The following is a 25777-nucleotide window of genomic DNA, read 5'->3' as shown; positions in this document are numbered from 1 at the left end:
AACCAATGCGCCCACACACATTGCACGCCATAGACACGGAGTCCATATCATGAGTCAACTGGAAACCATCAAGGTCCTGGGAATTTGCGGCAGCCTGCGCAAGCAGTCCTTCAATGCCGCCCTGCTGCGCTGCGCCGAACGCCTGGCGCCCGAGCACATGCAATTCACCCATGCTCAGATCGGCGACATCCCCCTGTACGACGATGACGTCTTCCAGCAAGGTTTTCCGGAACCGGTCCAGCGCCTGCGCCAGCAGATCGCCCAGGCCGACGCGCTGCTGTTCGTCACGCCCGAATACAACTACTCCATGCCCGGCGTGCTGAAGAACGCCATCGACTGGGCCTCGCGCGGCGCGGACCAGCCCTTCGCCCACAAGCCGGCGGCCATCATGGGCGCCAGCGCCGGGCGCCTGGGCACGGCCCGGGCGCAGTATCACCTGCGCCAGACCCTGGTCTTCCTGAACGTGCATCCCCTGAACCAGCCCGAAATCATGATTCCGACCGCGCAGAACCTGATCAACGACCAGGGCGAACTGCACGACGAAGCCACCGAAGGCTACATCCGCAAGCAATTGCTGGCCCTGGAGCACTGGACCCGCCGGCTCCAGTCCCGCTGACGTCCTTCACGCCCTAAAGCCCGCCCAGCAGATCGTTTTCGTTCAGGAGATCGAAGACGATCTGCACATTGGCCTCCAGCCCGCGCCGCACGGCGGCGGGCACGGTCTGCCGCGTCTTGCGGCACAGCCCCGGCATGGGCTGCAGCTCTATCGTCAAGCCGCGCACGGTGCGCACCTCCGCCGCGCCTATTTCCACGCGCAGCTCCACCCCCAACAGATCCTTCAGCCTTTGCTGCATGTGGCGCAGGTCGTCCAGGCTGCGCAGGGCTTCCAGCCGCGCCAGCAGCTTTTTTTCTTCTTCGCGCGTCAATTGCAGGATGCGCATATCCTGGCCGGCCTGCTCCAGCAGCAGTTCGCGCTGGCATTCACAGGCGCCGGGAGGACAGGGCTGGCGCAAAGGCATGATGCTCACTCTCCGGACAAGACGAAACGGGCTTACGGCGATCCGGGCCTGACGGCCCCTATGGACTGATTCTAATCAAAGCGCGCGCCGGGCGCAGCCTGCGCGCCGGCAGCCTTGACGGCTGTTTCACGGACGGCTGGCTACATTCAGCCTGCGTTCATCTGCAACGCCCTCCTGCTTTCCAGAATCAACCATAGGATGACGTCTCGTGACCACCCCCCCCCCCCCTGCCCCGCCTGCGAGTCCTTGCCGCCCTGCTGGCCTCCTCCTGCGCCGGCGCGGCCCATGCGGTCGATTTCAGCCTCGGCGCCGGCGTGGGCTATGCCCCGAAATATGAAGGCGCCAGCAAGTACGAATTCAGCCCCTTCCCCGTCCTGAGCATCAGCGGCGAGAACTGGTTCATCGGCGGCAAAGGCAACGGTCCGGCCGCCGGGCTGCAATACAGCATCACTCCGGAATGGACGACCGGCGTCTTCGTCGGCCTGCAGGGCGGGCGAAAGGAAAAAAACGGCGACCGCCTGTTCGGCACCGAGGAAATCAAGAACCACGGCGTGGGCGGCGTGTTCACGGAATATCAAATAGGCCGCTTCGGCGTGGGCCTGACCTATTACCAGGCCTTCAAGCGCCAATCCGGCAGCGGCGCCCTGCTGGACCTGTCCTACCAGGTCTGGGAATCGGCCTCGGGCGACACCTCGCTGAGCTTCGAGGCCAACGCCCACTGGAGCAGCAAGAAAGCCATGAATACCTGGTTCGGCGTGACCCAGGCCGAGGCCATGGCCAGCGGCGGAAAGCTGACTCCCTATGAACTGAAAGGCGGCATGCGCTCTTACGGAGTGTCGGCGACCCTGAGCCATCAGTTCGCCCCGCGCTGGAACGCCTCCCTGAGCGTGGGCATGCAATCGCTGGCCGGCAAGACCAAGGACAGCCCGCTGGTGGAAAAACGCAATGCCGCGGTGGGTTCGCTGAGCATTGCGTATCAGTTCTGAGCCTGGGCGTCGCGGGCCCGGCAGGACAATTTGCGCCCGAAAAGGCTGCCCGCCCGCGCCAGGGCGGGCAGCCACATGGCGTTCAGGCCGTCAGTTCCACGGCCTTGAAGTCCACCGGCACGTCCAGCGCCACGTTCACGTAGTTGGTGAACAGGTTCAGCGCCGTCACGGCGATCAGCTCCACCACCTGGCCTTCATCGAAACCGGCCTGGCGCACGGCCTGCACGTCGGCCTCGGATACCTGGCCGCGCTTGTCGACCAGCTTGAGCACGAAGGCCAGCGCGGCCGCGGTGCGCGGGTCGTCGGACTGGCCTTTCTGGGCCTTGGCCAGCGTTTCCTCGCTGAGCCCGGCCTTGCCGCCCAGGGCGGTGTGCGCAGCCAGGCAATATTCGCACCGGTTGCGGTCGGCGATGGCCACGGCCAGTTGCTCGCCCAGCCTGGCGCCCAGGGTGCCGCTGCCCAGCGCGCCGAACGAGCCCCACATGCTGCGCAGAGCGGCGGGCGACAGGGAAACCGTGCGGAACATGGCAGGCACGGCGCCGAATGCTTTCTGGATATCCTGCAAGGCGGGCTGGCTGGCGGCAGGGGCCTGGGCGGGCTCGGGCAAAGACAGACGGGACATGATGTTCTCCTGGTAAAGCGGGCCGGCGGCCCGGAAAGACGTCCGGATGGACTGGAAACAGTGTCTCGCCAAATTCGAGACCATTGGATAACATTCATCCATAGAAGTTATCTTTCCATCCAAGGACTGGGGCATCATGAATCTGGACCGACTCTCGCTGCTGCTGGAACAATTCCGCGTGCGCGCCCACCTGTTCCATAACGGCCCCCTGTGCGGCGTGACGCGCTTTGCCGCCCAGCCGGGCCGGGCCTTCCTGCACATCCTGCGGTGCGGCGAGCTCACCGTGCGCCATGATGCGCGCGATCCCTTGCCCCGGACCCTGCGGATCGAGCGGCCCAGCCTGATCTTCTACCCCCGCCCGCTGGAGCACGCTTTCCACAACCCGCCGCAGGACGGCTCGGACTTCACCTGCGCCACGCTGGACTTCGACGGCGGCGAGCAGCATCCCCTGGCCCGTTCCCTGCCCGACCTGATCGTGGTGCCGCTGGACGACATTCCCGGCCTGCGGCAGGCGCTGGAGCTGCTGTTCGCCGAAACCGAGTCCGTGCGCTGCGGACACCGATTGCTGGCCGACCGACTGTTCGAGATCGTGCTGCTGCAGCTGCTGCGCTGGCTGTTCGACCATCCCGACCGCTGCGCCATCCCCGTGGGCCTGTTCCGCGGGCTGTCGCATCCGCCGGTCGCGCGCGCCCTGCTTGCCATCCAGGCGGATCCCGGGCGCAACTGGACGGTACAGTCCCTGGCCCGGGAAGCGGGCCTGTCGCGCAGCGCTTTTGCCGCGCAGTTCAAGCACTGGGTCGGCGACACGCCCGCCGACTATCTGGCCCAGTGGCGCCTGGCCCTGGCCTGCCAGCGGCTGGGACAGGGCCAGTCTGCCAAGCGCATCGCCATCGACCTGGGCTACGCCAACCCCTCCGCGCTCTCGCGCCTGTTCCGCCAGAAGACGGGCCGGTCCATCCGCGACTGGATGGCTTCACGCCGCACGGGCTGATCGATTGCGCTCCAGCACGGCCAGGAAATTGGCGACTGCCGGATTGGGGTTGTCCCAGACACATGCGCACATCAGCCCCGCCCCGCTATCGCCCGCCTCCAGCAGGGGCAGATAGACCAGGGTGTCGGTGCGCAGGCGCGCCAGCGACGCCGGCACCAGCGCGGGCGCGATGCCGGCCTCCACCAGGGTCAGCACGGTGGGCACCAGACTTTCCTGCACGAAGCGGGGCAGGCAGCCGGAGCGCTGCAGCATGCGCTGCAAGAGCAGATGAAAGTAACGCGATTTCTGGCGCGAATATGACACCAGTTCATAGGAGAAGGCCTGCGCCAGCGTCAGCCCCTGCGCATGCAACGCGGCGCGCGGATCGTCGCGCCGCAGCACGAACCTCATGGGCTCGGATTCCACCAGTCGCGGATTCAGATCCGGCACGGCGAAGGACGGGCGTATCAGGGCCACGTCCACCCGCCGCTCGTACAAAGCGGCAGGCATGTCGCTGGAATTCATCTCGTGCACCTGCATGTCCACTTGGGGATAGGCCTGGCGGAAACAGTACAGGTGCCGCGAGACCCCCGCATAGGCGCTGCTGGGCGTCAAGGCGATGCGCAACAAGCCGGTTTCGCCGCGATGAACCTGCTGCACGGCCTGCACGGTCTGTTCCAGCTCGGCGCCGATCAGGCGCAGGCGGCGCTGCAGTTCTTCGCCCGCGGCCGTCAGGCGCACCGAACGGGTGGTGCGCATGAACAAGGTGGCGCCCACCTGCTCTTCCAGACGCCGGATGGCCTGGCTGAGCGGCGGCTGCGTCATGAACAGGCGCTGGGCGGCGCGGCCGAAGTGCAATTCCTCGGCCGCCACCATGAACATGTCTGCCAGTTTCGAATCCAGCATATCGCCTCCAATTAAGTCTTTTAAGATATCAATTTTGATTATTTTTAATATTAGACAACATAATTTTACATCTCTACCATGGCCCCTGAATCATATGAACAACGGGGCCGGCCGACGCGCCATGACGCGCAAACCAGCCCATCGCAGGAGATGAACATGATCCCATTCACCCATCGCGCCGCTTGGCTGGCAGGCCTGCTGTCGGCCGCCTTGCTCGCCCCCGCGGCCGCTTCGGCCCAGGCCGCCTACCCATCGCAGCCCATCACCTTCGTGGTGCCTTACGCCGCGGGCGGCAGCTCCGACACCCGTTCGCGCCAGCTGGCCCAGAAGATGAGCGAAACGCTGGGCGTGACCATCGTGGTCGAAAACAAGCCCGGCGCCAGCGGCAACATCGGCACCAGCATGATTGCCCGCGCCAAGCCCGACGGCTACACGATAGGCCTGGGCAACTTCGGCCCCATGTCCGTGAACAAGGCCCTGTACGGCAGCAACCTGCCTTTCGATCCGCAGCAGGACCTGCAGCCCATCGCCCTGATCGAGCGCGGCGCCCTGGCGCTGGGCGTGAACAGCGCCTCGCCCTACAAGAAGCTGGCCGACCTGATCCAGGACGGCAAGCAGAACCCCAACAAGCTGGACTACGCCTCCACCGGCGCGGGCGGGGCCTCGCACCTGCTGACCGAACAGTTCAAGAGCACCGCCGGCTTCGATGCCGTGCACGTCCCCTACCGCGGCGGCGCCCCCGCCTCCAACGACTTGCTGGCCGGCAACATCTCCTTCTACCTGGAGCTGGCCAGCCTGTTCCTGCCGCACATGCAGGCCGACGCGCCGCGCCTGCGCATCCTGGGCGTGACCTCCGAAGAACGCGTCAAGGCCCTGCCCGACACGCCTACCTTCAAGGAGCAGGGCGTGGACCTGGTGGCCTCCAACTGGTTCGGCGTGGTGGCCCCCGCCGGCTTGCCCGCCGACATCGTGGAAAAGCTGAACCAGGCCGTCAACCAAGCCTTGCAGGACGAGAGCTACCGCAAGATCGTGGAATCGCAGGGCGCTGAAGTCGTGGGCGGAACGCCGGAGGAATTCGCCGCATTCATCCAGCAGGAGAGCGAGCGCTGGGGGAAACTGATCTCCGAGCAGAACATATCCATCCAGTAAGCGTTCCGGCATAGCTTCATGACTTCCAAGCAGCAAACACTGGCCGACCAGGACCAGGCCATCAAGGCCTGGGCCTGGCTGGCCGAGCCTGCCGACCGCCTTCCCGGCTCCTCGGACGGCCCCTTGTCCGGCGTCACCTTCGGCGTGAAGGACGTGATGGACGTTAAAGGCATGCCCACGCGCTATGGCGCCAAGCTGCCCCATGCACTGCCGGCCGAGCGCGACGCCGCCTGTGTGGCCCTGCTGCGCCGGGCCGGCGCCGTTCCCCTGGGCAAGACCGTCACGGCCGAGTTCGCCTACGCGGCGCCCGGCCCGACCCGCAATCCCCTGAACCTCGAACACACGCCGGGCGGTTCCTCCAGCGGCTCGGCCGCCGCCGTGGCCGCCGGCATGGCGGACTTCGCGCTGGGCACCCAGACCGGCGGCTCCATGATGCGTCCGGCAGCCTTCACCGGCGTGCTGGGCTACAAGCCCAGCTTCGGTGCCGTGCATCGCGGCGGCCTGTTCCTGCTGTGCGACAGCCTGGACACCATAGGCTGCTTCAGCCGCGACCTGCCCCTGCTGCGGCGCGTGGCATCGGTGCTGCAGCCCTTGCCGGCGCCCGTGGCGCCCCGTTCGCCCCGCATCGCCGTGCTGAGCGGACAGGAACTGGGGCCGATCGAGCCCGCCGCCCTGCAGGCCCTGGACCAGGGCTGCCTGCATCTGGAGAGGCAAGGAGCGGTGATCCAGCGCCTGGCGCCGGATCCCCAGCTGCACGAATTGCTGGAGCTGCACGGCCGCATCATGCTCTATGAAATGGCTCGCAGCCTGCTGCCCGTCTGGCAGGCCGCGCCGGACGCGCTGAGGCCGGTGACGGTCGATGCGGTGCGCAAGGGCCTGGCCCTGGATCCGCTGGACTATCACGACTGGCAGGCCCGGCGCCGCCTTCTGCAGCGCGAATGGGAACAACGCTACGGCGACTACGACGCCCTGCTGACGCCCGCCGCGCCCGGCCCCGCTCCGCAAGGCCTGCACAGCACCGGCTCCTCCGTGCTGAACCGCCCCTGGTCGCTGCTGGGCTGGCCCACCCTGAGCCTGCCCGCTCCGGCGCCGCACGGCCCTCTTCCCCTGGGCCTGCAACTGATAGGCCGCCCCCAGCAGGACGGCGCCCTGCTGGACCTGGCCACGCTGCTGGTCTGATCCCTCCTGCCCCGGCCCTGCGCGGGCCGGGAAATCGGCGCTTTCTTGAGCCTGCTCAAGACACCCTGAATCCCGAACATTTCAAGCGGCAAGCAGTGCTCTATCATTGAAGACATGGCCGCTGCAGCGCGCGTGCGCCTACTTTCTCCCGTGCCCTGCGGCGACCGGCCTCCTGTTCAAACCGGATCCCTGTCATGCGCCGCCCCATTCTTCTCGTACTATCCGCCTTCTTCCTGATCTGGGCCGTGGAAGCCCTGTGGCTGTCCCCGTCGCCGCCGGGAGACGGACTGTGGGTGATGCGCCAGGAAGGCATGCTGCTGACCGGCATCCTGGCGCTGGGCGCCATGACGGCCATCATGATCCTGGCCTTGCGCCCCCGCCGCCTGGAACCCTGGCTGGGCGGCATGGACAAGGCCTTCGGACTGCACAAGTGGCTGGGAATCATCGCCATACTCCTGAGCCTGGCCCACTGGCTGGCCAAGCAGTCCAAGCCCGTGATCACCGCCGCCATCGGCACCACGGGCAGGCTGGCCAAGACGCCCGTGCCCGAGTGGGTCAGCCTGCTCAAGCCCTACGCCAAGACCGTGGGCGAATGGACCTTCTACGCCCTGATCCTGATGCTGATCATCACGCTGGCGCGCCGCACGGTCTCCTACAAGCGCTGGTACTGGCTGCACCGCTTCATGCCTCTGGCCTATCTGCTGCTGGTGTTCCACGGCGTGGTGCTGACCCCGCCCGGCTACTGGAGCGGTCCGGGCGGCTGGCTGCTGGCGCTGACCATGGCGGCCGGCACGATCGCCGCGCTGGTGCAGCTGGCGCGCGACCTGCGGCCCGCCTACCCTCATGCGGGCACGGTGCGGTCCTGTACGCTGCGCGGCGACGTGCTGGAACTGCAATGCCGCATGGATGAATCCTGGCCCGGACACCAGGCCGGGCAATTCGCCTTCCTGCGCCTGGCCGGCGATCAGGAATCCCACCCCTTCACCCTGTCCGACGCGGACCGCGGCGACCACACCGTCCGTTTCCACATCAAGCAGCTGGGCGACTGGACGCGAGGCCTGCCCGGACGCCTGCAGCCAGGACAGGCCGTGGAGCTGGACGGGCCCTACGGCCGCTTCGTGCCTCCCGACCATGACGACGGCGCCGTGCACGTCTGGATAGGCGCGGGCGTGGGCGCCACGCCCTTCCTGTCCTGGCTGGGACAGGTCCACCAGGACGGCCACGCACCCCAGGCCTGGCTGCAATACGCCTGCCGGCGCCCCGACGATCCCCTGGCCGAAGCCCTGAAAGATGCAGCCGCCGCCCATCCCGATGTGCGCCTGGACATCTATGCCGAAGGCCGCCGCTGGACGGCGCAGGAAGTCCTCAAGCTGTTCCAGGCCGGCAAGCCGCTGCACGTCTGGTTCTGCGGCCCGGCGGCCATGGGCCGTCAGTTGCAGCAGGCGCTCAAGCAAACCCTGCCGCCGGGTTCCTGGACGCTGCACAAGGAGCATTTCGAGTTCCGCTGAGGCGCCGCGCGACGGCGCACGGTCATGAACACGACATCAAACTGACTTATTATCTGTCCGGACTGCCGCAGATCATCGTCAGGAGGACGCCATGCACGCATTTCAGACCATCAATCCGGACGAGATCCTCAACACCCTGGTCAGCCTGACCGTCGCCTTCCTGATGGGCGGCATCGTGGGCTTCGAGCGGCAGTACCGCCAGCGCACGGCCGGCCTGCGGACCAATGTGCTGGTGTGCGTGGGCGCGGCCATTTTCGTGGACATGGCCTTTCGCATCGCCGGTGCGGACGGCGCCGTGCGCGTGGTGGCTTATGTGGTGTCGGGCGTGGGCTTCCTGGGCGCGGGCGTCATCATGCGCGAGGAAGGCCATGTGCGCGGACTGAACACGGCCGCCACGCTCTGGGGCTCGGCCGCCATCGGCGCCTGTGCGGGCGCGGACCTGATCGTGGAGGCCGTGCTCGCCACCCTTTTCGTGCTGGCCGCCAATACCTTGCTGCGCCCCGTGGTCAACGGCATCAACCGGATGCCGGTGGACGCCCAGGCCAGCGAAATCACGCACATCATCCACATCATCACGCCGGCGACGCAGCGCCAGGCCGCCACCCAGGCGCTGGAAGAAGTGCTGGAGCACGAAAACTACCCGCTGGGCGAACTGGAAATCAGCCCCTTCGCCGACGAGCTGGTGGAGATCAAGGCCACGCTGATGGCCACGTCCATAGACCCGCGCGACAGCGACCGCCTGCAGGCCCTGCTGTCCGCCCATCCCGCCATCCAGCAGGTCTACTGGGAGACCAGCACGTCGGAGTGATCGCCCACCGGCACGTGGACTTGCAGGCGCAAGTGCTTGTCCTGGTCCACGATCAGCGTCGTGTGCTCGTACTGGCGCGCCGGCTCGCCCTCCAGGCGAAACCAGGCCTTGCCGTGGCAGGGCTGGTGCACCTCGTGCTGGCGCCACAGGCTCTTGAATTCCGGTGATACGCGCTCCAGCTCCGCGACCAGTTCGACGAAATCGGGAGCCTGCTGGGCGGCCGCGAAATCGCGGCGGAACCCGGCCACCAGGTTCTGCAACTGTTCGTCCCTGTCCTGCATGCGCTCGCGCGTCAAATCGTCGGTGAACAGCATCCAGAGGCGATTGCGCCTTCCGGCCGGCTGGCGCTCGAAATCGAACAGGGCCTGGGCGGCCTGATTCCAGGCCAGCACGTCCCAACGCAGGTTCAGGATGTAGGCGGGGTGGGGATGCAGATCGTGCATCAGGCGCTGCACCAGAGGCGGCACCTGGCACCAGGTCTTGGCGGACTCCACGGGCGGACGCTGGCAGGCCAGCAGGAACAGATGCCGCCGTCCAGCCGCATCCAGACGAAAAACCTGGGCAAGTCGCTCCAGGAAGGCTTCGGACACGCCGATCTCGCGCCCTTGCTCCAGCCAGGTATACCAGGCCAGGCCCACGCCGGCCAATGCGGCCACTTCCTCGCGGCGCAGGCCGGGCGTGCGCCGGCGCGCGCCCACCGGCAGGCCGTAGTCGGCCGGCTCCAGGCTGCGCCGCCGGGCCTGCAGGAACTGGGCCAGGGCATGACGGGTTCGGGGCTTGCTCATCTAGTGGGATCCATGGCGCGGGGACAATCAGGGAGTGACTTTCAGTAATAGCATAAACAAGTAAATTGTAATAGCTATCAGGCTCTCCCAGAATGGAATTCCTACAAGGAGTTCCCATGGTTTCACGTTCCGCTTCCCCTCTGGCGCTGGCGCTTCTGATGGCCGCCGCCTTTCTGTCTGTCTTCGATCTTTTCGTGGTCAACGTCGCCTTGCCCAGTTTGCAAACTTCCCTGCAGGCCAGCCTGGGTCAGGCCGGCCTGGTCGTGGCCGCCTACGAGCTGAGCTTTGGCATGGCGCTGATCAGCAGCAGCCGGCTGGGCGACCGCCATGGCCGGCGGCGACTGTTCGGCTGGGGAGTGGCCAGCTTCAGCGCGGCTTCCGTGCTCTGTGGCCTGGCGCCCGACATCACGCTGCTGATCCTGGCCCGCATCCTGCAAGGCGCCACCGCGGCGCTGATGTTTCCGCAGGTCTACGCCATCCTGAGAGTCAGCGTTCCGGCCGGACGGCAGCGCGCAGCCTTCGCCTGCCTGGGCGCCGTCCTGGGCCTGGCCGCCCTCAGCGGCCAGGTGGCGGGCGGGTGGCTGCTGCAGGCCAATATCCTGGACCTGGGCTGGCGCCTGATCTTCCTGATCAATCTGCCGGTCGGCCTGTTGATACTGCTTCTGTTGCGCCGCATTCCCGAAAGCCGCGAGCCCGACGGCGCCCGCCTGGATCCCTGGGCCGCGGCCGCGCTGGCGCTGGGCGTCTTCGGCGTGCTGCTGGGCCTGATGGAAGGTCCCGCCCGCCACTGGCCCGCCTGGAGCCTGGCGAGCCTGCTGGGCGGCGCGGCGGTGCTGCTCCTGACCGCCCGCCGGCAGCAGGCGTTGCAGGAGCTGGGGCGCCCCGTGCTGCTGGACATGCGCCTGCTGCGCCGACCCGACTTCAGCCAGGCCAGCGTGCTGGTGGTGCTGCTGTACTCCACGGCGAGCTCTTTCTTCATCAGCTTCGCGCTGCTGAGCCAGGGCGGACTGGGCCTGACGCCCATGCAGGCCGGCCTGCTGTTCGCCCCCGCCAGCGCGGCCTTCATGCTGGCGTCCCTGGCCGCCCCCGTGCTGGTGCGGCGCCTGGGCAACGGCGCCATCCTGCTGGGCGGCCTGCTGCACATCGCTGCGTTCGGCGGGCTGCTCGCCCATGCCTGGCCTGGAGACGCCTCGTCCGGCACGGGCGCGTTGCAGGTCCTGCTCATCGCGCTGGGCTGCGCCCAGGGCCTGACCATGACGCCCTTGCTGAACCTGGTGCTGGGCCGGGTGCCCGTGGAACAGGCGGGCTCGGCCGCGGGCCTGCTGTCCACCTTGCAGCAAGTGGGCGCGGCGCTGGGCGTTTGCGCCATCACCCTGCTCTATGCTCCCGCCCTGGCGGCCGGCCCCCGGTTGACCAGCCATCTGGACGGATTCCTGCAGGTCCAGGTCTACAACGTGCTGGCGGCCGTGTGCGTGACCTTGCTGCTGTTTCGGCATACCCGGCCCGCCGCCGACACGCGTCCAAAGGATGCGGGCTTTACTTCGACCTGCTCGAAGGCTGGAACGACCCCACCTTGGCGCCCAGGCCCACGGCAAAGCGATTCCAGCTGTTGATCTGCGTGATGGCCAAGGTCAGGTCGGCGATCTCCCGGTCCGAGAAATGCGTTTTCAGCTCCTGCACCAGGGCTGGATCAGGATGCCTCCGGGCCAGGGTGGTCAACGCCTCGGCCCAGGCCAGGGCGGCGCGCTCGGCGGCGCTGTAGAACGGCGCCTCGCGCCAGGCGGCCAGCAGGTGCAGGCGCTGCTCGGTCTCGCCGCCGGCGCGCGCGTCCTTGGAGTGCATGTCCAGACAATAGGCGCAGCCATTGATCTGCGAGACGCGCAGCTTGACCAGTTCCAGCAGGGGCAGGTTCAGGGCCTCGGTGCGCGCCGACTCCAGGTACGCTTCCACGCCGTGCATGACATTGACGGCTCCGGGCGCAGCCTGATAATAATTGACGGATATAGTCATGATGATCTCCTTGGATGGTTGAAGCCGGCCCCTCGGCCGGCCCGCATTCATAGCCTACCCGGCCCCATCGCCGCCCGATTGTACTTTTGCGACAGACACGACATGCTGACTGCCCGGCCCCTGCTGTATCGCTGCTGCCCGCCCAGCCCGGACCTGGCGCCGCATGTGTCCCTGCACTGGAGCATGCAGGGCGACCTGCCTGCCGGCGTGGTGCGCGAAGAGTACCTGCACCCCGAAGGCGGCTGCGGACTGATCTTCAACCAGGGCGATTCCATGCAGCTCAACGGCCGCGTCCATGGCGCCCGCCGGTGGATCAACGGACCGTCCAGCCGCAGCGCGGTCATCGCCTTGCAAGGCCGGGTGCGCCTGGCCGGCGTGCGCTTCCTGCCCGGCGCGGGCCGCCTGCTGTTGCAGGCCCCCTTGCATGAACTGCTCAACCACAGCCTGGACAGCGGCGATTTCCCCTTGCCGGCCGCGGCGGAAGCCCTATGGCAGGAGCTTCCGCTGGACGATCTGGCGCAACAGAAGCAGCGCGTGGAACAAGGCCTGCGACTGCTGCTGGCGCGCCCGCAAGCCACGGCGGAGGCAGCCTCCCGGCAGGTCAGCCAGGAGCTGCAGAACCTGTCGCAGCGCCTGCGTCATCCCGCCCTGCCCGTTGAACGCAACGCGCCGGCCCAGCCGCGTCAGGTTCAGCGTCTGTTCCGGGACCACGTGGGCATTGCGCCCCATCAGTATTTTTCGCAATTGCGGGCTCAACTGGCGCGCGAACGCATCAAGGCGCTGGGGCCGGACGGCACCCTGACCGAGATAGCCCACGAACTGGACTTCCATGACCAGGCCCATTTCATCCGCGACTTCCAGCGCATCGTGGGCCTGACGCCGGGCCAGTATCGTCGCCGGCAGGACCGCAAGCGCCAGCCCTAGGATGAGCAGGACAAGCGCCCGTCACGACGGCGAAGGCATTTGAAGATCGACGCGGCTCAGCCTTCGAGCCGCGCCGCCGGATCCTGGCGGGAGTAGCGGCGCAGCAATTCATACCATTGCGGCAAGGCTTCGGCCAAGGGAATGGGGTCGATGAAAAAAGCCTCGGAACGGACGGCGAAGAACTCGGCGTGATCGGTGGCGGCATAGGGGTCCAGCGGCAACTGCTCGTACCAGGGCAAGGCGGCCTCGGACTCGGGATCCACATCGGGCGGGATGGCATCCTCCACGGCGGTCAAGGCCCGCTCGAAGGCCTCGAAGGATTCTTCCAGGACCTGCCGCCAATGGCGCACGGACAGGTCCGCATAGCCATGCAGAGGGGGCACGCCGTCGGCCTGCCCGCCCAGCAGGTCCAGCTTGTGCGCGAACTCGTGGATGACCACGTTCATGCCCGTCTCGCCATAGGGTCCGCTCTGCTCCCAGGAAAGAATCACCGGCCCGCCGTCCCAGGCCTCGCCGGAGGCCGGCATCATGTATTCGTGGACCACGCCGGCCTCGTCCACGTCCTGATGGGGAATCATGAATTGCCCGGGATACAGCACGATTTCCGTCCAGCCCTCGTACAGGGCCGGATCCAGGTTCAGGATGGGCAAGGCGGCCTGCACCGCGATGGACAGCATCATCTCGTCCGTGACGACCAGGCCCCGCACGCCCGTGAACTGCTTGCTGGCCAGCAGCCAGGCGGCGCGCTGGCGCAGGCTGTCCAGCTCCGACGCGCTCAGCCCGTCCAGGAAATCGTGCTCGCGCACGGCCTGCTCCCATTGGGCCTCGCCAATCGACGCCAGGGTCTGCTCCACGCGGCTCTGGCGCGCCCCGCGCCCGCTCAGCCAGGCAAACATCAGCTTATCTCCACGGGCGCATGGCCCGACATGAATCCGGACGGATGAAAACGAAAAACACGTCTGTCCGGCAGGACGTGGCCCCGCTATTTTATCCAGTCGCCTGCCTTTTTGACGGCCGGCCGGATCCTGTCATGCGTCGCCATCCTCCCGGACAGCGGGATAACGCTGGATTAGAATACGTACATGGACAAGCTACGACTGGACAAATGGCTATGGGCGGCGCGCTTCTACAAGACACGCAGCCTGGCTTCGGAGGAAATCAGCAAAGGCCGGGTGCTGGTCAACCAGCAAGCCGCCAAGCCCGCGCGCGAAGTCGCGCCCGGCGACCTGATCACCCTGCGCAAGGAGGACCCGCCCATGCACGTGCGCGTGACGGCCCTGAGCGGCGTGCGTGGACCGGCGCCCGTGGCCCGCCAGCTGTACCAGGAAACAGAAGAAAGCAGCGCGGCCCGCGCCCGCGCCGCCGAAATGCGCCGCCTGGCGCCGGAACCCGCCCTGGACTACGACGCCGGCCGCCCGACCAAGCGCGACCGGCGCCAGATGCAGATCCTGCGGGGCAAGTAGCCTGCGCCTACCGGTCCGCCGGCTTGAACCCGTCCCGGTTGGGCATCTTCACCTGCGGCAGGCTGGCCTGGTCCATGACCTGGTCCGGCTGGATGGCGCCCGCCCTGGACAGAATATAGGCCGCCAGGGCATAGACCTCGTCGTTGCTCAGGCTGCCCGGCGCGGTGAAGGGCATGGCGCGTTTGGTGTAGTCGAACAGCGTGGTGGCGTAAGGCCAGTAGCTCTCCACCGTCTTGACCGGGGGCCCGCTTGCGGCGGCCAGGGTGCCGCGCCCGCCGATCAGCCGGTCGCCGATGCCTCCCTCCAGATTGGCGCCGTGACAGGCCATGCAATGCTGGGCGTACAGTTTTTCACCCTGCTGCACCGTGCCCGATCCCTTGGGCAGGCCTCGCCCGTCCGGCAGCGGCGAGACGAAATGCTCCAGCTCCGCATCGGTCGCGGGCTGGCCGAACCCGTAGACATGCGCCTGCTGCGCCGATGCCGCGCCACAGGCCGCCGCCAGGAGCGCGGCCAGACAGGTTCTAGTCATGATGAACATTGGACACCTCCCCGGATGACGCGACCTTCCAGCTCTGTATGCCGTTCAGGTGATACACGGACGCCAGCCCCCGCTCCTTGACCAGTTGGGCAATGCTGGGCTGCACATAGCCCGTCTCGTCCGTACAGCGGCTTTGCAGGACGGCTTCCTTGCCATCCCATTCCCAGGGCAGGGAGAAGCGCGTATGGCAGATGGGCAGCACAGGACCGTGCAGCACGGCGTCGCGCCAGCTTCGCCCGCCGTCCACGGACACTTCGACCCGCTTGATCGCGCCGCGCCCCGACCAGGCCAGCCCCGAGATCTCATAGAAACCGGGCTCGCGCAGCACCATTTCCCCGGAAGGAAAGGTGATGACGGACTTGGCCTCCATCAGGAAGGAAAACTGCAGGGCGCTGCCGTCGGGCATCAGATCGGTGTACTTGGACGTTTCCTCGCGCGTCATGAAAGGGGTGTCGGAAACCTCAAGCCGCCGCAGCCACTTGATGGACATATTGCCCTCGTAGCCCGGCACGAACAAGCGCAGGGGATAACCCTGCTCCGGCCGGAGCGCTTCGCCGTTCTGCCCGTAGGCCAGCAGGCAGTCATGCATGGCTTTCTCCAGCGGAATGCTGCGCGTCATGACGGCGGCGTCCCCGCCTTCGGCCAGCAGACATTTCGCCCCTGGCCTCACTCCCACTTCATTGAGCACGGTGGCCAGCGGCACGCCCACCCACTCCGAGGTGGACGTCAGCCCATGGGTTCCCTGCACGGTCTTCATTGTCGGCTTGGACCATTCCGTCAGGCCATTGCCCGAGCATTCCATGAACATCAAGCGCGACAGGGCCGGAAAGCGGCGCAGGTCCCCCATGGAATATTTGCGCGCCTGCTTGACCATGCCATGCACGAACAAGGTGTGCGTGGCCGGATCAATGGTGGCGATGCCGCCGTGGTGCCGTTCATAATGCAATCCGGAAGGCGTGATGATCCCCATGCTGTTCTGCAAGGGCGTGAAGCTCCAGGACGATTCGGTGGTCTTGGTTGCGTAGCGAGTGCGCACTTCCTTCTCGACCTGCGACCGGGCGCCATAACCACCATCATCCACCCCCACCCCGACGCCCTGGACTCGCGTGGCGTCCGGCGGAACGGTTCGCTCTATGGCCCCCGGCGTAGCCGCCTGCGCCAGGCCCCCGGCCGTGCCGGCTACGGCCAAGGCTCCCAGCATGAAGCGGCGGCGCGGCGGCAGGCTATGGGGATTGGGGCCGTCGCCGTGGAAATAAGGCGATGCGGGGTCCTGGCGTTCCTGCTCCAGGAACTGCGCTTCCAGCTGCTGCAACTGGACATGGCTGCGCTTGAGGGTCGCGCTGTCGCCATGACGGTTTGCGTCACTCATAAACGTCCTCCCTTCGGGTTCAGGTACGGCTTATGAACTACAAAACGTGCAGGCGAGCGCGCCCTGCACCATCCCGCGCACGACGGCGAGATGGCGTCAGCGTAGTCCGCAATAGTTGAACTGCCAACTATTGAATACCCAGGTATACAGCGCCACGAAAGCGCAATCTGCCACCTGTTGTCGGCACTGCAAAACTTGTTACCAGCCATCTCCCCAGGGGGCTGGAGCGCTCTTCCTGTTGCACGCCGTTGCTCATGCAACGGCTCGGCCGGGAAGCAGGCCGCTAGGATTAGAGCCGCCTTGAACCGGCACGGAATCATCACCTTCTCCTGGGGAGAACCACATGTCCTGCACCACTTTGCGCGCCCGTCTCGCCCGCCTGGCCTTGCTGGCCAGCGCCGCCCTGGCCCTGACCGCCTGCGCCTACGAAGACCCGTACTACGGAGGCTACTATGAAGGCGGCTATTACGAGGACGGCTACCACGGCGGCCGCCACTACGATGACGAGGACTGGCGGATGCGCGAATACCGCCGCCAGCAGGCCGAACACCGGCGCGAGATGCGCCGCCATCAGCAGGAACGGCAGCGCCATATCGAACGCCAGCAACGCGAACAGCAGCGCCAGATCCGTGAACAGCAAGCCGAACACCGGCGCCAACAGCAGGAAATGAATCGCCAGCACCGGGAGTGGCAGCGCCAGCAGGAAAAACGGCGCCGGCAGCAGGACGAAGCGCATCGCCGACACCGTTGGCAGGGCTAGAAACGGCCTTCAGCACAAGGCTATAGCCCCCGGCTGATATATCAAACCTCCCGTTAATATATGAGCAATATCAAGGGTTTACACCATTGATCGATCTTCACCGCTAAAGCTATAAACCTAAATCAATTACATGCATACGCATGGAAATGCTTTTAGGAGACCTGGGCATGAAGATCACTGCGGTACGCGCCATTCCCTTGAACGTGCCATTCGAATTCAACGGCGGCGGCATACGCAAGCCCTCCAACCTGGCGGTCTGCCATGTGGAGATCGAGACGGACGAAGGCATCACCGGCTACGGCCTGACCGCCATCACCGAAGAACATCCCGTGGCCAGCGCCGTGAACGACATCCTGGCCGCGGACCTGATCGGCCAGGATCCGCTGAACACCGAACGGCTGTGGGACCGCATGTACTGGAACGTCTGCCCGCGCGGCCAATCCGGCTACGGCATGCACGCCATCTCGGCCCTGGACATCGCCCTGTGGGACATCAAGGGCAAGGCCCTGGGCCAGCCCGTCTGGAAGCTGCTGGGCGGCGCGCGTGAACAGATCCCCGCCTACGCCACCTTCGGCTTCTCCTTTCTGCAGGACGAAGAGCTGGTGCAGGTGGCGCGCGCCTGCGTGGACCAGGGCTTCCGGGGCCTGAAGATGGTGGTGGGCCACAACGGCCTGCAGCGCCGCGACGAGCCGCGCCCCCTGCCGGATGTGATCCGCCAGGACATCCGGCGCATGAGGCTGGTGCGCGAAGCCATCCCCGCCGAAGTCGGCCTGTACATCGACGGCAACTGCAGCCTGGACTACTTCCACGCCCAGGAGATCGCCCGCGCCGCCCGCGACCTGGACGTGGGCTTCTTCGAAGAACCCATCACGCAGAACGATGCCGGCCGACTGCGCGAACTGCGCCGCCAGACCGGCATCACCATCGCCGCCGGCCAGAACGAGGGCCAGGCCTATCGCTTCCGCGACCTGCTGATGCACCAGGCGGTGGACATCGTGCAGCCCAATGTGCTGATTTCCGGCGGCTTCACGCAATCGCGCAAGATCTTCGGCCTGGCCGAAAGCTTCAACGCCTCGGTGGCCAACGGCGGCGCCTTCCCGTCCCACAACGGCCGCCTGCACAGCGGCCTGCTGAACGGCGGCGAAGTCGAATGGCACCTGGCCGCCAGCGCCATGATGGCCGAGATCTACACCGGACTGCCCCAGCCCGACCAGGGCTGGATGCGCATGCCGCAGGCGCCCGGCCTGGGCCTGACGCCGCGGCTGGACCAGATCGACAAGCTGCGCCGTCTTCCCGGCAGTCTCGGAAACGGCAAAGGCTGACCAACCCCACCTGAGAGGTAAGCAGACATGAAACCGTGGTCCCGTGTTGTTGTTGTCCTCAGTCTTTTCCTGGCCGGCGCGCAAGGCCCTGGCCGCCCCGCCCGCCTGGGCCGAACGACCGGTGCGCCTGATCGTGCCCTCCGCCGCCGGCGGCTCCGGCGACACACTGGCCCGCCCCTGGCCGAGGCCCTGGGCCAGCAGATCGGCCAGACCGTGGTCGTGGAAAACAAGGGCGGCGTGGGCGGCGTGCTGGGCGCGAGCATGGTGGCCAGCTCCAGCCCCGCCGACAATCAGCTGCTGTTCGGCGCGGTGCACCACACCATCGCCCCGGCCGTGCTGAAGAACTTCCCCTACGATACCCGCAAGGACCTGAAGGCCGTGACCCTGATCGCGGCCATGCCCAACGTGCTGGTGGTCAATGCCGCATCGCCCTACCACAGCGTGAACGACCTGCTGGCCGCCGCGCGCCAGGGCAAGGGCGTGAACTACGGCACCAGCGGCGTGGGCACCATGCTGCACCTGATGGCCGGCAAGCTGGAAAAACTCTCCGGCACGACCATGACGCCGGTGCACTACAAAGGCAGCGGACCGGCCGTCATGGCGCTCATCGGCGGGGACCAGATCGACTTCATGTTCGAGACCATGCCTTCGGCCGTGGCGCAGATACGCAACGGCCGCCTGCGAGCCCTGGCCGTCTCCAGCCCCGAGCGCGCCCGGGCCCTGCCCGACGTGCCCACCTTGAAGGAACTGGGCATGGACGAGCTGAGCGCCCAGACCTGGTACGGCATCTTCATGCAGGGCGAGGTTCCGGAGGCCACCGTGCAAAGCGTGGCCGGCGCCATCCACCAGGCCCTGCAGACCGAAAAAATCCAGGCCATCTGGCAGACCAACGGCGCGCAGGTGCAGTCCAACAGCCCGGCCGAGTTCACGGCCTATGTGGACCAGGAGCTGAATTACTGGGCAGATACCGTGCAGACGCTGGGGCTGAGCAACTTCTGAGGCCCTGCGCGCCTGCGGGCCGCGTCTTCCGGCCTTGCCTTTGGGCCTGGCTATTCCTGACGCTTTGGCGCTGTTCAACCACCCCCGCGCCTGCCATGCCCTCCACCTTTCACCCCTACCCCGAACTCGCCGCCCAACTGCTGCCCCACTCCAGCGGCTGCGACGGCGACGGCTCGCACGATCTTTCCCATCTGCAGCGCGTCTGGAAGAACGTGTGCGCCATCCAGTCGGAAGAAGGCGGCGATCTGCGCCTGCTGCTGGCCGCCGCCCTGCTGCACGACTGCGTGGCCGTGGAGAAGAGTTCGCCGCTGCGCGCCCAGGCATCCACGCTGGCGGCTGAGAAAGCCGGGCGCATCCTGGCGGACCTGGGCTGGAGCGCGCCGGACCAGGAAGCGGTCATGCACGCCGTGCGGACGCACAGCTTTTCCGCCGGGCTGCCGCCCCTCAGTCTGGAAGCCCGCATCCTGCAGGATGCGGACCGCCTGGACGCCATCGGTGCGCTGGGCATCGCCCGCTGCTTCTATACGGCCGGGCGCATGGGCTCCAGCCTGTATCATCCGCAGGATCCCGAAGCCCAGGACCGCCCTCTGGACGATGCGCGCTATGCGCTGGATCATTTCTCCGCCAAGCTGCTGAAGCTGGCCGAAGGCTTTCAGACGGAAACCGGCCAAAGGCTTGCCCGGGAACGCCAGGCGCGCATGCAGCGCTACCTGCGGGAACTGCTCGACGAATTATGACGCCCGCCAGGCCACGCGGACCTTGATCGTCCGGCAGGCCTAGAGTTCGGTGTATTTCTTGTTCGTGCCGCGCACCTTGTCGGCAGGGTACTTCTGCGCGTTCTTGGCGATCTTGCGGGTGACCGCTTCGTTCATGTCCACGCCCAGCACATGGGCCAGCCGGCTCAGGTAGATCTGCACGTCGGCCAGTTCGTCGCGCACCGCCTCGGCCGTGCGCGGATCGGCGCCTACCCCGCGCGATTGCTCTTCCGTCAGCCACTGGAAGATTTCCACCAGTTCGCCGACTTCGTTGGTCAGGGCCATGGCCAGGTTCTTGGGGCTGTGGAACTGTTCCCAATCGCGTTCGCGCGCGAATTCGGCCACTTTGGCGTTCAGGGCGGACAATTCGATCAGGAGACGATCGGAGGACGGATCAGGCACGGCGCAAATCATAAAAATTGGGAGACTAACGCATACTAAGACCAGCGGCGGCGCGGCGCAATGCCGGCCTGGACATTTGACGACTGAAACGATTTGCCACATAATCAGGAATGATTCTCATTCAAAATCATGTCTTCTGCATCCTCCGATCAATGGCACATCCACGCCGGCACTCCCGAGCTGAACATCAGCGGCGGGCTGCTGCGCGTGCAGCCGGGCCAGACCATCACCGAGGAAAATGAGGCTGGCTTGAAACTGGTGCTGTTGCTGGGCGGCGGCGCCGTGCGCTACCGCATGTCCCAGGCGCCCGCCGCCCAGTTGCAAGGCCCGGCCCTGCATTTGAGCCTGAGCAGCCGGCCTTTCGTCGTCAATCACAGCTTCCATGCCGATACGCCCGTGCATTATGTGGCCATACGCATGCCCGAGCAGGCCCTGGAGAATTGGCTGGACATGGACGCCGCGGACTGGAGCCGTCGCCAGGGCTCGCCCGCAGGGCCGTTCATCCTGGACAGCCAGGCCGACAAGCCCCTGCAGGCTCTGGCGCGCCAGCTACTGCTGTGCCCGCTGCAGGGCGGCTTGCGGCAGTTGTACCTGTCGGGCAAGGCGCTGGAGCTGACCGCCACCGTGCTGGCGACGCTGGACGCGCGATCGACAGCGAGCTCTGCAGCGAGCATCAACTTGCCGGCCCGGCAGCGCGACTGCCTGCAGCAGGCGCGCGCGCTCTTGCTGCAGGAGCTGTCCCAGCCGCCTGGCCTGGATTGGCTGGCCGCCCGGGTCGGCCTGAGCGTCACGCTCCTGACGCGGGGCTTTCGTCAGATGTTCGGCATGAGCGTCTACGAATTCGTGCGCGAACAACGCCTGGAACAAGCCTACCGCATGCTGGCGACCGGCGCCTGCAGCGTATCGCAGGCGGCCGGCGCCTGCGGTTACAGCGATTCGCACTTCTCCAAGATTTTCCAGAAACGCTACGGCGTCCCTCCCCGCGCCCTGCGCCGCTGAACCACCTGCATACCGGCCAGCGCCAGACAAATACCGGCCAGAGCCAATGGTGGCGGCACGCTCTACATAGAATAGATGAGATTGATTATCAATAACAATTTCATGTAGAGAGAAGCTTTCGTGGACATCTTCCCGTCTCGCCGCCCGTCCTGCGCTCCCGCGGGCTTGTCGGCCCTTCTGCTGATCAGCCCCGCTGCGTTCGCCCAGGCCAATCCCGAAGTCAGCCAGTTGCCCGGCATCGTGGTCTCCGCCCAGCGCGACAACGCTCCCACGCTGATGAAAGGCGCGCAAACCCTGAAGGAAACCCCGCAGTCGGTGACCATCATCACCCGCGAGCGCATGGACCAGCAGAACCTGCAGAGCCTGGACGAAGTCCTGCAGCATGCGCCCGGCATCACCGTGCAGCCTTACCAGTTGCTGACGACCGGCTACTATGCGCGCGGCTTCAAGATCGACTCTTTCCAGCAGGACGGCGTGCCCATCCAGATGGGCCAGATGGCCAGCCCGCCCCAGGACATGGGCATCTACGAGCGCGTGGAGATCCTGCGCGGGGCCAACGGCCTGATGCAGGGCGCCGGCAATCCCGCCGCCACGGTGAACCTGGTGCCCAAGCGTGCGCCGCGCGAGTTCCTGGCCCAGGGCGAGCTGTCCGCAGGCAGCTGGAATCGTTATCGCGGCCTGGTCGACGTGGGCGGCCCCGTCAACGAAAGCGGCAGCCTGCGGGCCCGCATCGTGGCAAGCCATGAGGATCGCGGATTCTTCTACGATGTGGCGGGCCAAAAATCCAGCAATTTCCACCTTCTCTTATACACATCTCACGCTCCCGTCGGCCCCTTCCGACGAGTAGCTGACCCTGGGGCTGCAACACCAGCGCATCCGCTCCACCACCACGATGGCGGGCGTGCCCTTCTACCGCGACGGCACGGACATCGGCCTGCCGCGCTCCACCTATCTGGACGTGGACTGGGACCGCTTCGACTGGGACACGACCCGCGTCTTTGGCGGCATCGAGCACAACTTCAGCAATGAATGGACCGCCAGGCTCAACCTGAACCACCAGAAAGGGGATTCCGCCCTGAAATACGCCGGCGCCAACGGCGCGGTCGACCCCTTGACCGGGACCGGTCCGCGCCTGACGGGCGGAGCCTATAAGTTCGAGAACAGCCAGACCAGCGCGGACGGCTACCTGACCGGCCCCTTCACCCTGCTGGGCCGCCGTCACGAAGCCACAGTGGGCATGAACTACCAGCGCACCAGCCTGGAGCAGTTCTCGGGCAACTTCCTCACGCCCGTGAACCAGCCGGTGAACATCTGGGACTGGAACCCCGGCAGCATCCCCGAACCCGCCGTCGGCCCCTATGTCTCCCGCGGCCCGACGACAACGACGCAATCGGGGCTTTATGCGGTGGGCCGCTTCTCGCTGGCCGACCCGCTCAAGCTGGTCGCGGGCCTGCGCCTGAGCCAGTGGAAGCAGGAAGGCGCGGGCGTCTCCAGCAAGGTCAGCAATGAATGGACGCCCTATGGCGGCCTCATCCTGGACATCACGCCGCATTGGTCCGTCTATGCCAGCTATGCGCAGGTCTTCCAGCCGCAGACGCAGACCACCTGGGACGGCCAGGCCCTGGATCCCGTCAAGGGCGCCAACCTGGAAGCCGGCATCAAGGGCGAATTGCTGGACGGCCGCATCAACAGCAGCCTGGCCTTCTTCAACATCCGCCAGCGCAATCGCGCCCAGGTGGATCCGGCCTACCCTTGCGCGGGCATGAGCTGCTTCTATGTCAGCGGCGGCGAAGTGGAAAGCCAGGGCGTGGAAGCCGAAATCAGCGGCCAGCCCCTGCCGGGCCTGGACCTGTCGCTGGCCTATACCTACAACACGACCAAATACCTGAAGGATGCCCAATCGCAGGGCCAGCCCTTTGCCAGCTTCACGCCCAAGCATATCGCACGGCTCTGGGCCAACTACACCTTTCCCTGGGACAACGGCCGCCTGAGCGCCGGCCTGGGCGTGCAGGCGCAAAGCGCCTACACCGTGCAGTCCGGCGGCTTGACCCTGCGCCAGGGCGGCTACGCGCTGGCCAACGCGCGGCTGGGCTATCGCATCAACCGGAGCCTGAGCGCCGCCCTGCATGTCAACAACCTGTTCGACCGGCGCTACTACCAAAGCCTGTCCGGGCCGCAATGGAACAACCGCTATGGCGAGCCGCGCAACGTCATGCTGACGCTGCGGGCCGAGTACTGACATGCGTCTTCCCGGCTTTGGTGGCCGGGCCCGGGGCCTGCTGGCCCTGGGCCTGGCGCCGCTGCTCAGTACGGGGCTGGCCGCGGGCGTCGCCGCCTGGGGTCCCGGCTCGGACGCCCTGAACCGGCTGTACGCCGGCCTGTTCATCGGCGTGCTGGCCCAATGCCTGCTGCTGGCGGCCTGCCTGACCATCCGCCGCCCCGCCGGCCTGCCGCTGCGCCGCGCGCTCTCGGCCAGCCACGCCTGGACGGGAGCCGTCCTGGGCGCCATGCTGTTCGTCATCTGTTTGAGCGGGGCGCTTGCGGTGCTCAAGCCCGAGCTGCACAACTGGGAAATGCCCTCTGAGCGCCGGCATCCATCCGTCACGCTCGATCTGGACGACATGCTGGCGCAAGGGCTGGCGGCCTTCCCCCATGCGGACGTCCTGCAGCTGGACCTGCCCGCAGATGGACAGGTACAGGCGCGCGTCCAGCCGGCCGGGCCGCCGCAAGGCGCCCAGAACGCGTCCGCAGCCCTGGCATTTCCGCCCCAGGCTCCGGTCCACGGCAAGCTGACCGGGCTGCTGACCGGATTGCACAATACCTTGTACGCGGGCTTTCCCGGCCGCATCCTGGTCAGCCTGTTCGGCTTCGCCCTGGGCGCGCTCGTCCTGGGCGGGGTGTTGCTGCACCCGCGCCAGGGCGCCGGCCTGCTGCGCCTGCGCCTGCGGTCCGGCCTGCGCGTCCTGGCGTATGACGCCCACAAGCTGCTGGGCCTGTGGCTGGCGCCCCTGCTTTTTCTGATCGCCGCCACCGGCATCTTCTCCGGCCTGGGCGCGCTGGCCACCGTCCAGCTGGCGCCCTGCGCCTTCCCGGAGCAACCCCGGCAAGCCATGCAGGCGCTGATGCAGCCCTACGAACGGCCCGCCGCCGGCCAGGCCGCGTCCATGTCCAGCCTGAACGAATTGCTGGACCGCCACCGCCAGGCCCACCCCGCCTTCCTGATCCAAGGCGTGACCGTCCACCACTGGGGCGACGCGCACGCCTACGCCACGCTGCGCGGGGCGGCCCGCGGGCAATTGAGCACCGCCCTCTTCGAACGCTATCACTACGCCCTGACCGACCTTGCCCTGCTGCGGCACGACAGCGCGGCCCAGCGCGGCGCGTTCACCCAGGCCTTCATCGCCGTCCAGCCCCTGCATTTCGCCCAGTACGGCGGCGCGGTCAGCCGCTGGCTGCACGCCCTGGCTGGGCTGGCCGGCGCAACATTGGCCGCCAGCGGAGTCTGGCTGTGGCTGGCGCGGCACGGCGCGAATTCATTCCGTCGACCCTGGCTCAGCGGCGCGATGCTGGGCCTGCTGCTGGCCTGCTGCACCCTGTTCGCCATCACGGCCCTGACGCCCGACTCCTGGCCTGCGCGGGCGCGCTGGCAGGCCTGGAGCTTCGGCCTGGCCTGGTTCGGCGTCCTGCTGTACGGCCTGCTGCCGGCCCGGCGCCGCGCCTCTCGGCCGGCCGGCCTGTTGCGGCTGGCCTCCCTGCTGCTGAGCGTGGCCGTCGCCGCCAGTCTGGCAAGACAGTGGGGCGGCGCGCTGCAAGCCGAGCTGCCGGCCCTGTTCATCAATCTTCTCCTGTCGGCGGCCGCCGCCTCGCTCTGGCGGCTGGCCCGACGCCTTTCTCTTGGAACGCCATGACATCCAGATCCTCCACCCCCGCCGCCTTCACCCTATCCCAGACCCTGGCCGCGCTGCAGGCCGACGCCACAGTGCAGCTCCTGCCCTTCCACGAGCGCGGCCGGGCCCGCGCCGACTGGCTCATCGGCATCCGCATGTTCTCGGACAACGCCTCCGTGCACGGCAGCCACTGGGAACGCCACCCTCGGGGCGATGAAATCCTGACCCTGCTGGAAGGCTGTCTGCACGTCATCCTGGAAGGTTCCCAGGCCGATACGCGCCTGACCCTACAGCCCAACCAGTCCTCCGTCGTGCCGCGCGGCTGCTTGCACCGCCTGGAAGTGGCCGAGCCCGGACGCCTGCTGTTCATCACGCCCACCACAGGCAGCGAGCACCGCTTGCGCAAGGAAGCCTGAC

Annotated in this window: 27 protein-coding genes and 1 pseudogene; 19 read left to right on the top strand and 9 right to left on the bottom strand. The window is 66.9% G+C overall.

Going from position 1 to position 25777, the window contains the following annotated elements; genetic code table 11:
* Positions 1-49 precede the first annotated feature (49 nt).
* Positions 50-616: an NADPH-dependent FMN reductase gene (locus tag ACWPWO_RS02835; protein ID WP_454004262.1), complete on the top strand. Its 567-nt coding sequence runs from the start codon at positions 50-52 to the stop codon at positions 614-616.
* Positions 617-629: 13 nt separating this feature from the next.
* On the opposite strand, the gene ACWPWO_RS02830 is transcribed toward ACWPWO_RS02835, so the two are convergent.
* Positions 630-1019, bottom strand: a complete 390-nt coding sequence (locus tag ACWPWO_RS02830; protein WP_394063921.1) for a hypothetical protein — start codon at positions 1017-1019, stop codon at positions 630-632.
* Positions 1020-1333: 314 nt separating this feature from the next.
* Between ACWPWO_RS02830 and ACWPWO_RS02825 the strand changes: the two genes are divergently transcribed.
* Positions 1334-2005: a MipA/OmpV family protein gene (locus ACWPWO_RS02825; RefSeq protein ID WP_454004260.1), complete on the top strand. Its 672-nt coding sequence runs from the start codon at positions 1334-1336 to the stop codon at positions 2003-2005.
* An 82-nt stretch (positions 2006-2087) separates the two neighbouring features.
* Here the strand turns inward: ACWPWO_RS02825 and ACWPWO_RS02820 are convergent, their stop codons facing one another.
* Positions 2088-2627, bottom strand: coding sequence for a carboxymuconolactone decarboxylase family protein (locus ACWPWO_RS02820; RefSeq protein ID WP_394063917.1), 540 nt, complete (start codon positions 2625-2627; stop codon positions 2088-2090).
* A 136-nt stretch (positions 2628-2763) separates the two neighbouring features.
* Between ACWPWO_RS02820 and ACWPWO_RS02815 the strand changes: the two genes are divergently transcribed.
* Positions 2764-3618 carry an AraC family transcriptional regulator gene (locus tag ACWPWO_RS02815; RefSeq protein ID WP_454004258.1) on the top strand — a complete coding sequence of 285 codons (855 nt, stop codon included), beginning with the start codon at positions 2764-2766 and terminating at the stop codon, positions 3616-3618.
* On the opposite strand, the gene ACWPWO_RS02810 is transcribed toward ACWPWO_RS02815, so the two are convergent.
* On the bottom strand, positions 3601-4503 hold the full coding sequence (locus tag ACWPWO_RS02810) for a LysR substrate-binding domain-containing protein (protein ID WP_454004256.1): 903 nt from the start codon (positions 4501-4503) through the stop codon (positions 3601-3603). The two genes, ACWPWO_RS02815 and ACWPWO_RS02810, sit on opposite strands and share 18 nt — an antisense overlap.
* A 156-nt stretch (positions 4504-4659) precedes the next feature.
* Here ACWPWO_RS02810 and ACWPWO_RS02805 point away from each other — a divergent pair, with 156 nt between their 5' ends.
* The 4 genes from ACWPWO_RS02805 to ACWPWO_RS02790 all read left to right on the top strand — a co-directional run bounded on the left by ACWPWO_RS02805 (position 4660) and on the right by ACWPWO_RS02790 (position 9147).
* Positions 4660-5652: a Bug family tripartite tricarboxylate transporter substrate binding protein gene (locus ACWPWO_RS02805; RefSeq protein WP_454004254.1), complete on the top strand. Its 993-nt coding sequence runs from the start codon at positions 4660-4662 to the stop codon at positions 5650-5652.
* A gap of 18 nt (positions 5653-5670) precedes the next feature.
* A complete protein-coding gene (locus ACWPWO_RS02800) occupies positions 5671-6831 on the top strand; it encodes an amidase (protein WP_394063910.1) in 1161 nt (386 codons plus the stop codon).
* Positions 6832-7025: 194 nt separating this feature from the next.
* Complete coding sequence (locus tag ACWPWO_RS02795) at positions 7026-8339, top strand: ferredoxin reductase family protein (protein ID WP_454004251.1); 1314 nt, start codon at positions 7026-7028, stop codon at positions 8337-8339.
* Positions 8340-8430: 91 nt separating this feature from the next.
* A complete protein-coding gene (locus ACWPWO_RS02790) occupies positions 8431-9147 on the top strand; it encodes an MgtC/SapB family protein (RefSeq protein ID WP_394063906.1) in 717 nt (238 codons plus the stop codon).
* Here ACWPWO_RS02790 and ACWPWO_RS02785 read toward each other — a convergent pair.
* Positions 9120-9932: a helix-turn-helix transcriptional regulator gene (locus tag ACWPWO_RS02785; protein ID WP_454004249.1), complete on the bottom strand. Its 813-nt coding sequence runs from the start codon at positions 9930-9932 to the stop codon at positions 9120-9122. The genes ACWPWO_RS02790 and ACWPWO_RS02785 overlap by 28 nt on opposite strands.
* Before the next feature lie 116 nt (positions 9933-10048).
* Between ACWPWO_RS02785 and ACWPWO_RS02780 the strand changes: the two genes are divergently transcribed.
* Positions 10049-11545, top strand: coding sequence for an MFS transporter (locus ACWPWO_RS02780; RefSeq protein ID WP_454004247.1), 1497 nt, complete (start codon positions 10049-10051; stop codon positions 11543-11545).
* Here ACWPWO_RS02780 and ACWPWO_RS02775 read toward each other — a convergent pair.
* A complete protein-coding gene (locus ACWPWO_RS02775) occupies positions 11469-11942 on the bottom strand; it encodes a carboxymuconolactone decarboxylase family protein (protein ID WP_454004245.1) in 474 nt (157 codons plus the stop codon). The genes ACWPWO_RS02780 and ACWPWO_RS02775 overlap by 77 nt on opposite strands.
* 102 nt (positions 11943-12044) lie before the next feature.
* On the opposite strand from ACWPWO_RS02775, the gene ACWPWO_RS02770 reads away from it, so the two are divergent.
* Positions 12045-12866, top strand: coding sequence for an AraC family transcriptional regulator (locus ACWPWO_RS02770; protein ID WP_454004243.1), 822 nt, complete (start codon positions 12045-12047; stop codon positions 12864-12866).
* A gap of 56 nt (positions 12867-12922) precedes the next feature.
* Here ACWPWO_RS02770 and ACWPWO_RS02765 read toward each other — a convergent pair whose 3' ends face one another.
* A complete protein-coding gene (locus ACWPWO_RS02765; protein ID WP_454004241.1) occupies positions 12923-13762 on the bottom strand; it encodes a M90 family metallopeptidase in 840 nt (279 codons plus the stop codon).
* A gap of 186 nt (positions 13763-13948) precedes the next feature.
* On the opposite strand from ACWPWO_RS02765, the gene ACWPWO_RS02760 reads away from it, so the two are divergent.
* Positions 13949-14329, top strand: coding sequence for an RNA-binding S4 domain-containing protein (locus tag ACWPWO_RS02760; RefSeq protein ID WP_394063894.1), 381 nt, complete (start codon positions 13949-13951; stop codon positions 14327-14329).
* Positions 14330-14336: 7 nt separating this feature from the next.
* Here the strand turns inward: ACWPWO_RS02760 and ACWPWO_RS02755 are convergent, their stop codons facing one another.
* Together ACWPWO_RS02755 and soxC are read right to left on the bottom strand one after the other, a co-directional pair.
* Complete coding sequence (locus tag ACWPWO_RS02755; protein WP_454004239.1) at positions 14337-14858, bottom strand: c-type cytochrome; 522 nt, start codon at positions 14856-14858, stop codon at positions 14337-14339.
* The gene (gene soxC / locus ACWPWO_RS02750; RefSeq protein ID WP_454006243.1) at positions 14851-16068 is read right to left on the bottom strand and encodes a sulfite dehydrogenase; all 1218 of its coding nucleotides are present in this window, start codon (positions 16066-16068) and stop codon (positions 14851-14853) included. Before soxC ends, ACWPWO_RS02755 begins: the two co-directional genes overlap by 8 nt.
* Positions 16069-16579: 511 nt before the next feature.
* Between soxC and ACWPWO_RS02745 the strand changes: the two genes are divergently transcribed.
* The 4 genes from ACWPWO_RS02745 (at position 16580) to ACWPWO_RS02730 (ending at position 20054) form a co-directional block, all read left to right on the top strand.
* Complete coding sequence (locus tag ACWPWO_RS02745) at positions 16580-16996, top strand: hypothetical protein (RefSeq protein ID WP_454004238.1); 417 nt, start codon at positions 16580-16582, stop codon at positions 16994-16996.
* 167 nt (positions 16997-17163) lie between these two features.
* The gene (locus ACWPWO_RS02740) at positions 17164-18318 is read left to right on the top strand and encodes a mandelate racemase/muconate lactonizing enzyme family protein (protein ID WP_454004236.1); all 1155 of its coding nucleotides are present in this window, start codon (positions 17164-17166) and stop codon (positions 18316-18318) included.
* 27 nt (positions 18319-18345) lie between these two features.
* Positions 18346-19317 (top strand): Bug family tripartite tricarboxylate transporter substrate binding protein, encoded by a 972-nt coding sequence (locus ACWPWO_RS02735; RefSeq protein ID WP_454004234.1) that lies wholly within the window; start codon positions 18346-18348, stop codon positions 19315-19317.
* 95 nt (positions 19318-19412) lie between these two features.
* The gene (locus ACWPWO_RS02730) at positions 19413-20054 is read left to right on the top strand and encodes an HD domain-containing protein (RefSeq protein WP_454004232.1); all 642 of its coding nucleotides are present in this window, start codon (positions 19413-19415) and stop codon (positions 20052-20054) included.
* Between the two features lie 39 nt (positions 20055-20093).
* Here the strand turns inward: ACWPWO_RS02730 and ACWPWO_RS02725 are convergent, their stop codons facing one another.
* Positions 20094-20474, bottom strand: coding sequence for a nucleotide pyrophosphohydrolase (locus ACWPWO_RS02725; protein ID WP_454004230.1), 381 nt, complete (start codon positions 20472-20474; stop codon positions 20094-20096).
* A 129-nt stretch (positions 20475-20603) separates the two neighbouring features.
* Here ACWPWO_RS02725 and ACWPWO_RS02720 point away from each other — a divergent pair, with 129 nt between their 5' ends.
* From ACWPWO_RS02720 to ACWPWO_RS02700, 5 genes and pseudogenes are all read left to right on the top strand, one after another.
* Positions 20604-21473: a helix-turn-helix transcriptional regulator gene (locus ACWPWO_RS02720; protein WP_454004228.1), complete on the top strand. Its 870-nt coding sequence runs from the start codon at positions 20604-20606 to the stop codon at positions 21471-21473.
* 276 nt (positions 21474-21749) lie between these two features.
* Positions 21750-22004: pseudogene (locus ACWPWO_RS02715) on the top strand (TonB-dependent receptor plug domain-containing protein); the annotation flags it as partial.
* Positions 22005-22374: 370 nt separating this feature from the next.
* Positions 22375-23712 carry a TonB-dependent siderophore receptor gene (locus ACWPWO_RS02710; RefSeq protein WP_454004226.1) on the top strand — a complete coding sequence of 446 codons (1338 nt, stop codon included), beginning with the start codon at positions 22375-22377 and terminating at the stop codon, positions 23710-23712.
* A gap of 1 nt (position 23713) precedes the next feature.
* Positions 23714-25381, top strand: a complete 1668-nt coding sequence (locus tag ACWPWO_RS02705) for a PepSY-associated TM helix domain-containing protein (RefSeq protein WP_454004224.1) — start codon at positions 23714-23716, stop codon at positions 25379-25381.
* Complete coding sequence (locus ACWPWO_RS02700; protein WP_454004222.1) at positions 25378-25776, top strand: cupin domain-containing protein; 399 nt, start codon at positions 25378-25380, stop codon at positions 25774-25776. The genes ACWPWO_RS02705 and ACWPWO_RS02700 overlap by 4 nt, the downstream gene beginning before the upstream one ends.
* Position 25777 lies beyond the last annotated feature (1 nt).

The organism is Alcaligenes sp. Marseille-Q7550 (assembly GCF_965112015.1).
This window is presented reverse-complemented; position numbering and strand designations above follow the sequence as displayed.

What these genes read in the sequence shown, in the direction of transcription:
- ACWPWO_RS02835 (WP_454004262.1), top strand. Translation starts at nt 50, where the DNA reads ATGAGTCAACTGGAAACCATCAAGGTCCTGGGAATTTGCGGCAGCCTG.
- ACWPWO_RS02830 (WP_394063921.1), bottom strand. Translation starts at nt 1,019, where the DNA reads ATGCCTTTGCGCCAGCCCTGTCCTCCCGGCGCCTGTGAATGCCAGCGC.
- ACWPWO_RS02820 (WP_394063917.1), bottom strand. Translation starts at nt 2,627, where the DNA reads ATGTCCCGTCTGTCTTTGCCCGAGCCCGCCCAGGCCCCTGCCGCCAGC.
- ACWPWO_RS02815 (WP_454004258.1), top strand. Translation starts at nt 2,764, where the DNA reads ATGAATCTGGACCGACTCTCGCTGCTGCTGGAACAATTCCGCGTGCGC.
- ACWPWO_RS02810 (WP_454004256.1), bottom strand. Translation starts at nt 4,503, where the DNA reads ATGCTGGATTCGAAACTGGCAGACATGTTCATGGTGGCGGCCGAGGAA.
- ACWPWO_RS02805 (WP_454004254.1), top strand. Translation starts at nt 4,660, where the DNA reads ATGATCCCATTCACCCATCGCGCCGCTTGGCTGGCAGGCCTGCTGTCG.
- ACWPWO_RS02800 (WP_394063910.1), top strand. Translation starts at nt 5,671, where the DNA reads ATGACTTCCAAGCAGCAAACACTGGCCGACCAGGACCAGGCCATCAAG.
- ACWPWO_RS02795 (WP_454004251.1), top strand. Translation starts at nt 7,026, where the DNA reads ATGCGCCGCCCCATTCTTCTCGTACTATCCGCCTTCTTCCTGATCTGG.
- ACWPWO_RS02790 (WP_394063906.1), top strand. Translation starts at nt 8,431, where the DNA reads ATGCACGCATTTCAGACCATCAATCCGGACGAGATCCTCAACACCCTG.
- ACWPWO_RS02785 (WP_454004249.1), bottom strand. Translation starts at nt 9,932, where the DNA reads ATGAGCAAGCCCCGAACCCGTCATGCCCTGGCCCAGTTCCTGCAGGCC.
- ACWPWO_RS02780 (WP_454004247.1), top strand. Translation starts at nt 10,049, where the DNA reads ATGGTTTCACGTTCCGCTTCCCCTCTGGCGCTGGCGCTTCTGATGGCC.
- ACWPWO_RS02775 (WP_454004245.1), bottom strand. Translation starts at nt 11,942, where the DNA reads ATGACTATATCCGTCAATTATTATCAGGCTGCGCCCGGAGCCGTCAAT.
- ACWPWO_RS02770 (WP_454004243.1), top strand. Translation starts at nt 12,045, where the DNA reads ATGCTGACTGCCCGGCCCCTGCTGTATCGCTGCTGCCCGCCCAGCCCG.
- ACWPWO_RS02765 (WP_454004241.1), bottom strand. Translation starts at nt 13,762, where the DNA reads ATGTTTGCCTGGCTGAGCGGGCGCGGGGCGCGCCAGAGCCGCGTGGAG.
- ACWPWO_RS02760 (WP_394063894.1), top strand. Translation starts at nt 13,949, where the DNA reads ATGGACAAGCTACGACTGGACAAATGGCTATGGGCGGCGCGCTTCTAC.
- ACWPWO_RS02755 (WP_454004239.1), bottom strand. Translation starts at nt 14,858, where the DNA reads ATGACTAGAACCTGTCTGGCCGCGCTCCTGGCGGCGGCCTGTGGCGCG.
- soxC (WP_454006243.1), bottom strand. Translation starts at nt 16,068, where the DNA reads ATGCTGGGAGCCTTGGCCGTAGCCGGCACGGCCGGGGGCCTGGCGCAG.
- ACWPWO_RS02745 (WP_454004238.1), top strand. Translation starts at nt 16,580, where the DNA reads ATGTCCTGCACCACTTTGCGCGCCCGTCTCGCCCGCCTGGCCTTGCTG.
- ACWPWO_RS02740 (WP_454004236.1), top strand. Translation starts at nt 17,164, where the DNA reads ATGAAGATCACTGCGGTACGCGCCATTCCCTTGAACGTGCCATTCGAA.
- ACWPWO_RS02735 (WP_454004234.1), top strand. Translation starts at nt 18,346, where the DNA reads ATGAAACCGTGGTCCCGTGTTGTTGTTGTCCTCAGTCTTTTCCTGGCC.
- ACWPWO_RS02730 (WP_454004232.1), top strand. Translation starts at nt 19,413, where the DNA reads ATGCCCTCCACCTTTCACCCCTACCCCGAACTCGCCGCCCAACTGCTG.
- ACWPWO_RS02720 (WP_454004228.1), top strand. Translation starts at nt 20,604, where the DNA reads ATGTCTTCTGCATCCTCCGATCAATGGCACATCCACGCCGGCACTCCC.
- ACWPWO_RS02705 (WP_454004224.1), top strand. Translation starts at nt 23,714, where the DNA reads ATGCGTCTTCCCGGCTTTGGTGGCCGGGCCCGGGGCCTGCTGGCCCTG.
- ACWPWO_RS02700 (WP_454004222.1), top strand. Translation starts at nt 25,378, where the DNA reads ATGACATCCAGATCCTCCACCCCCGCCGCCTTCACCCTATCCCAGACC.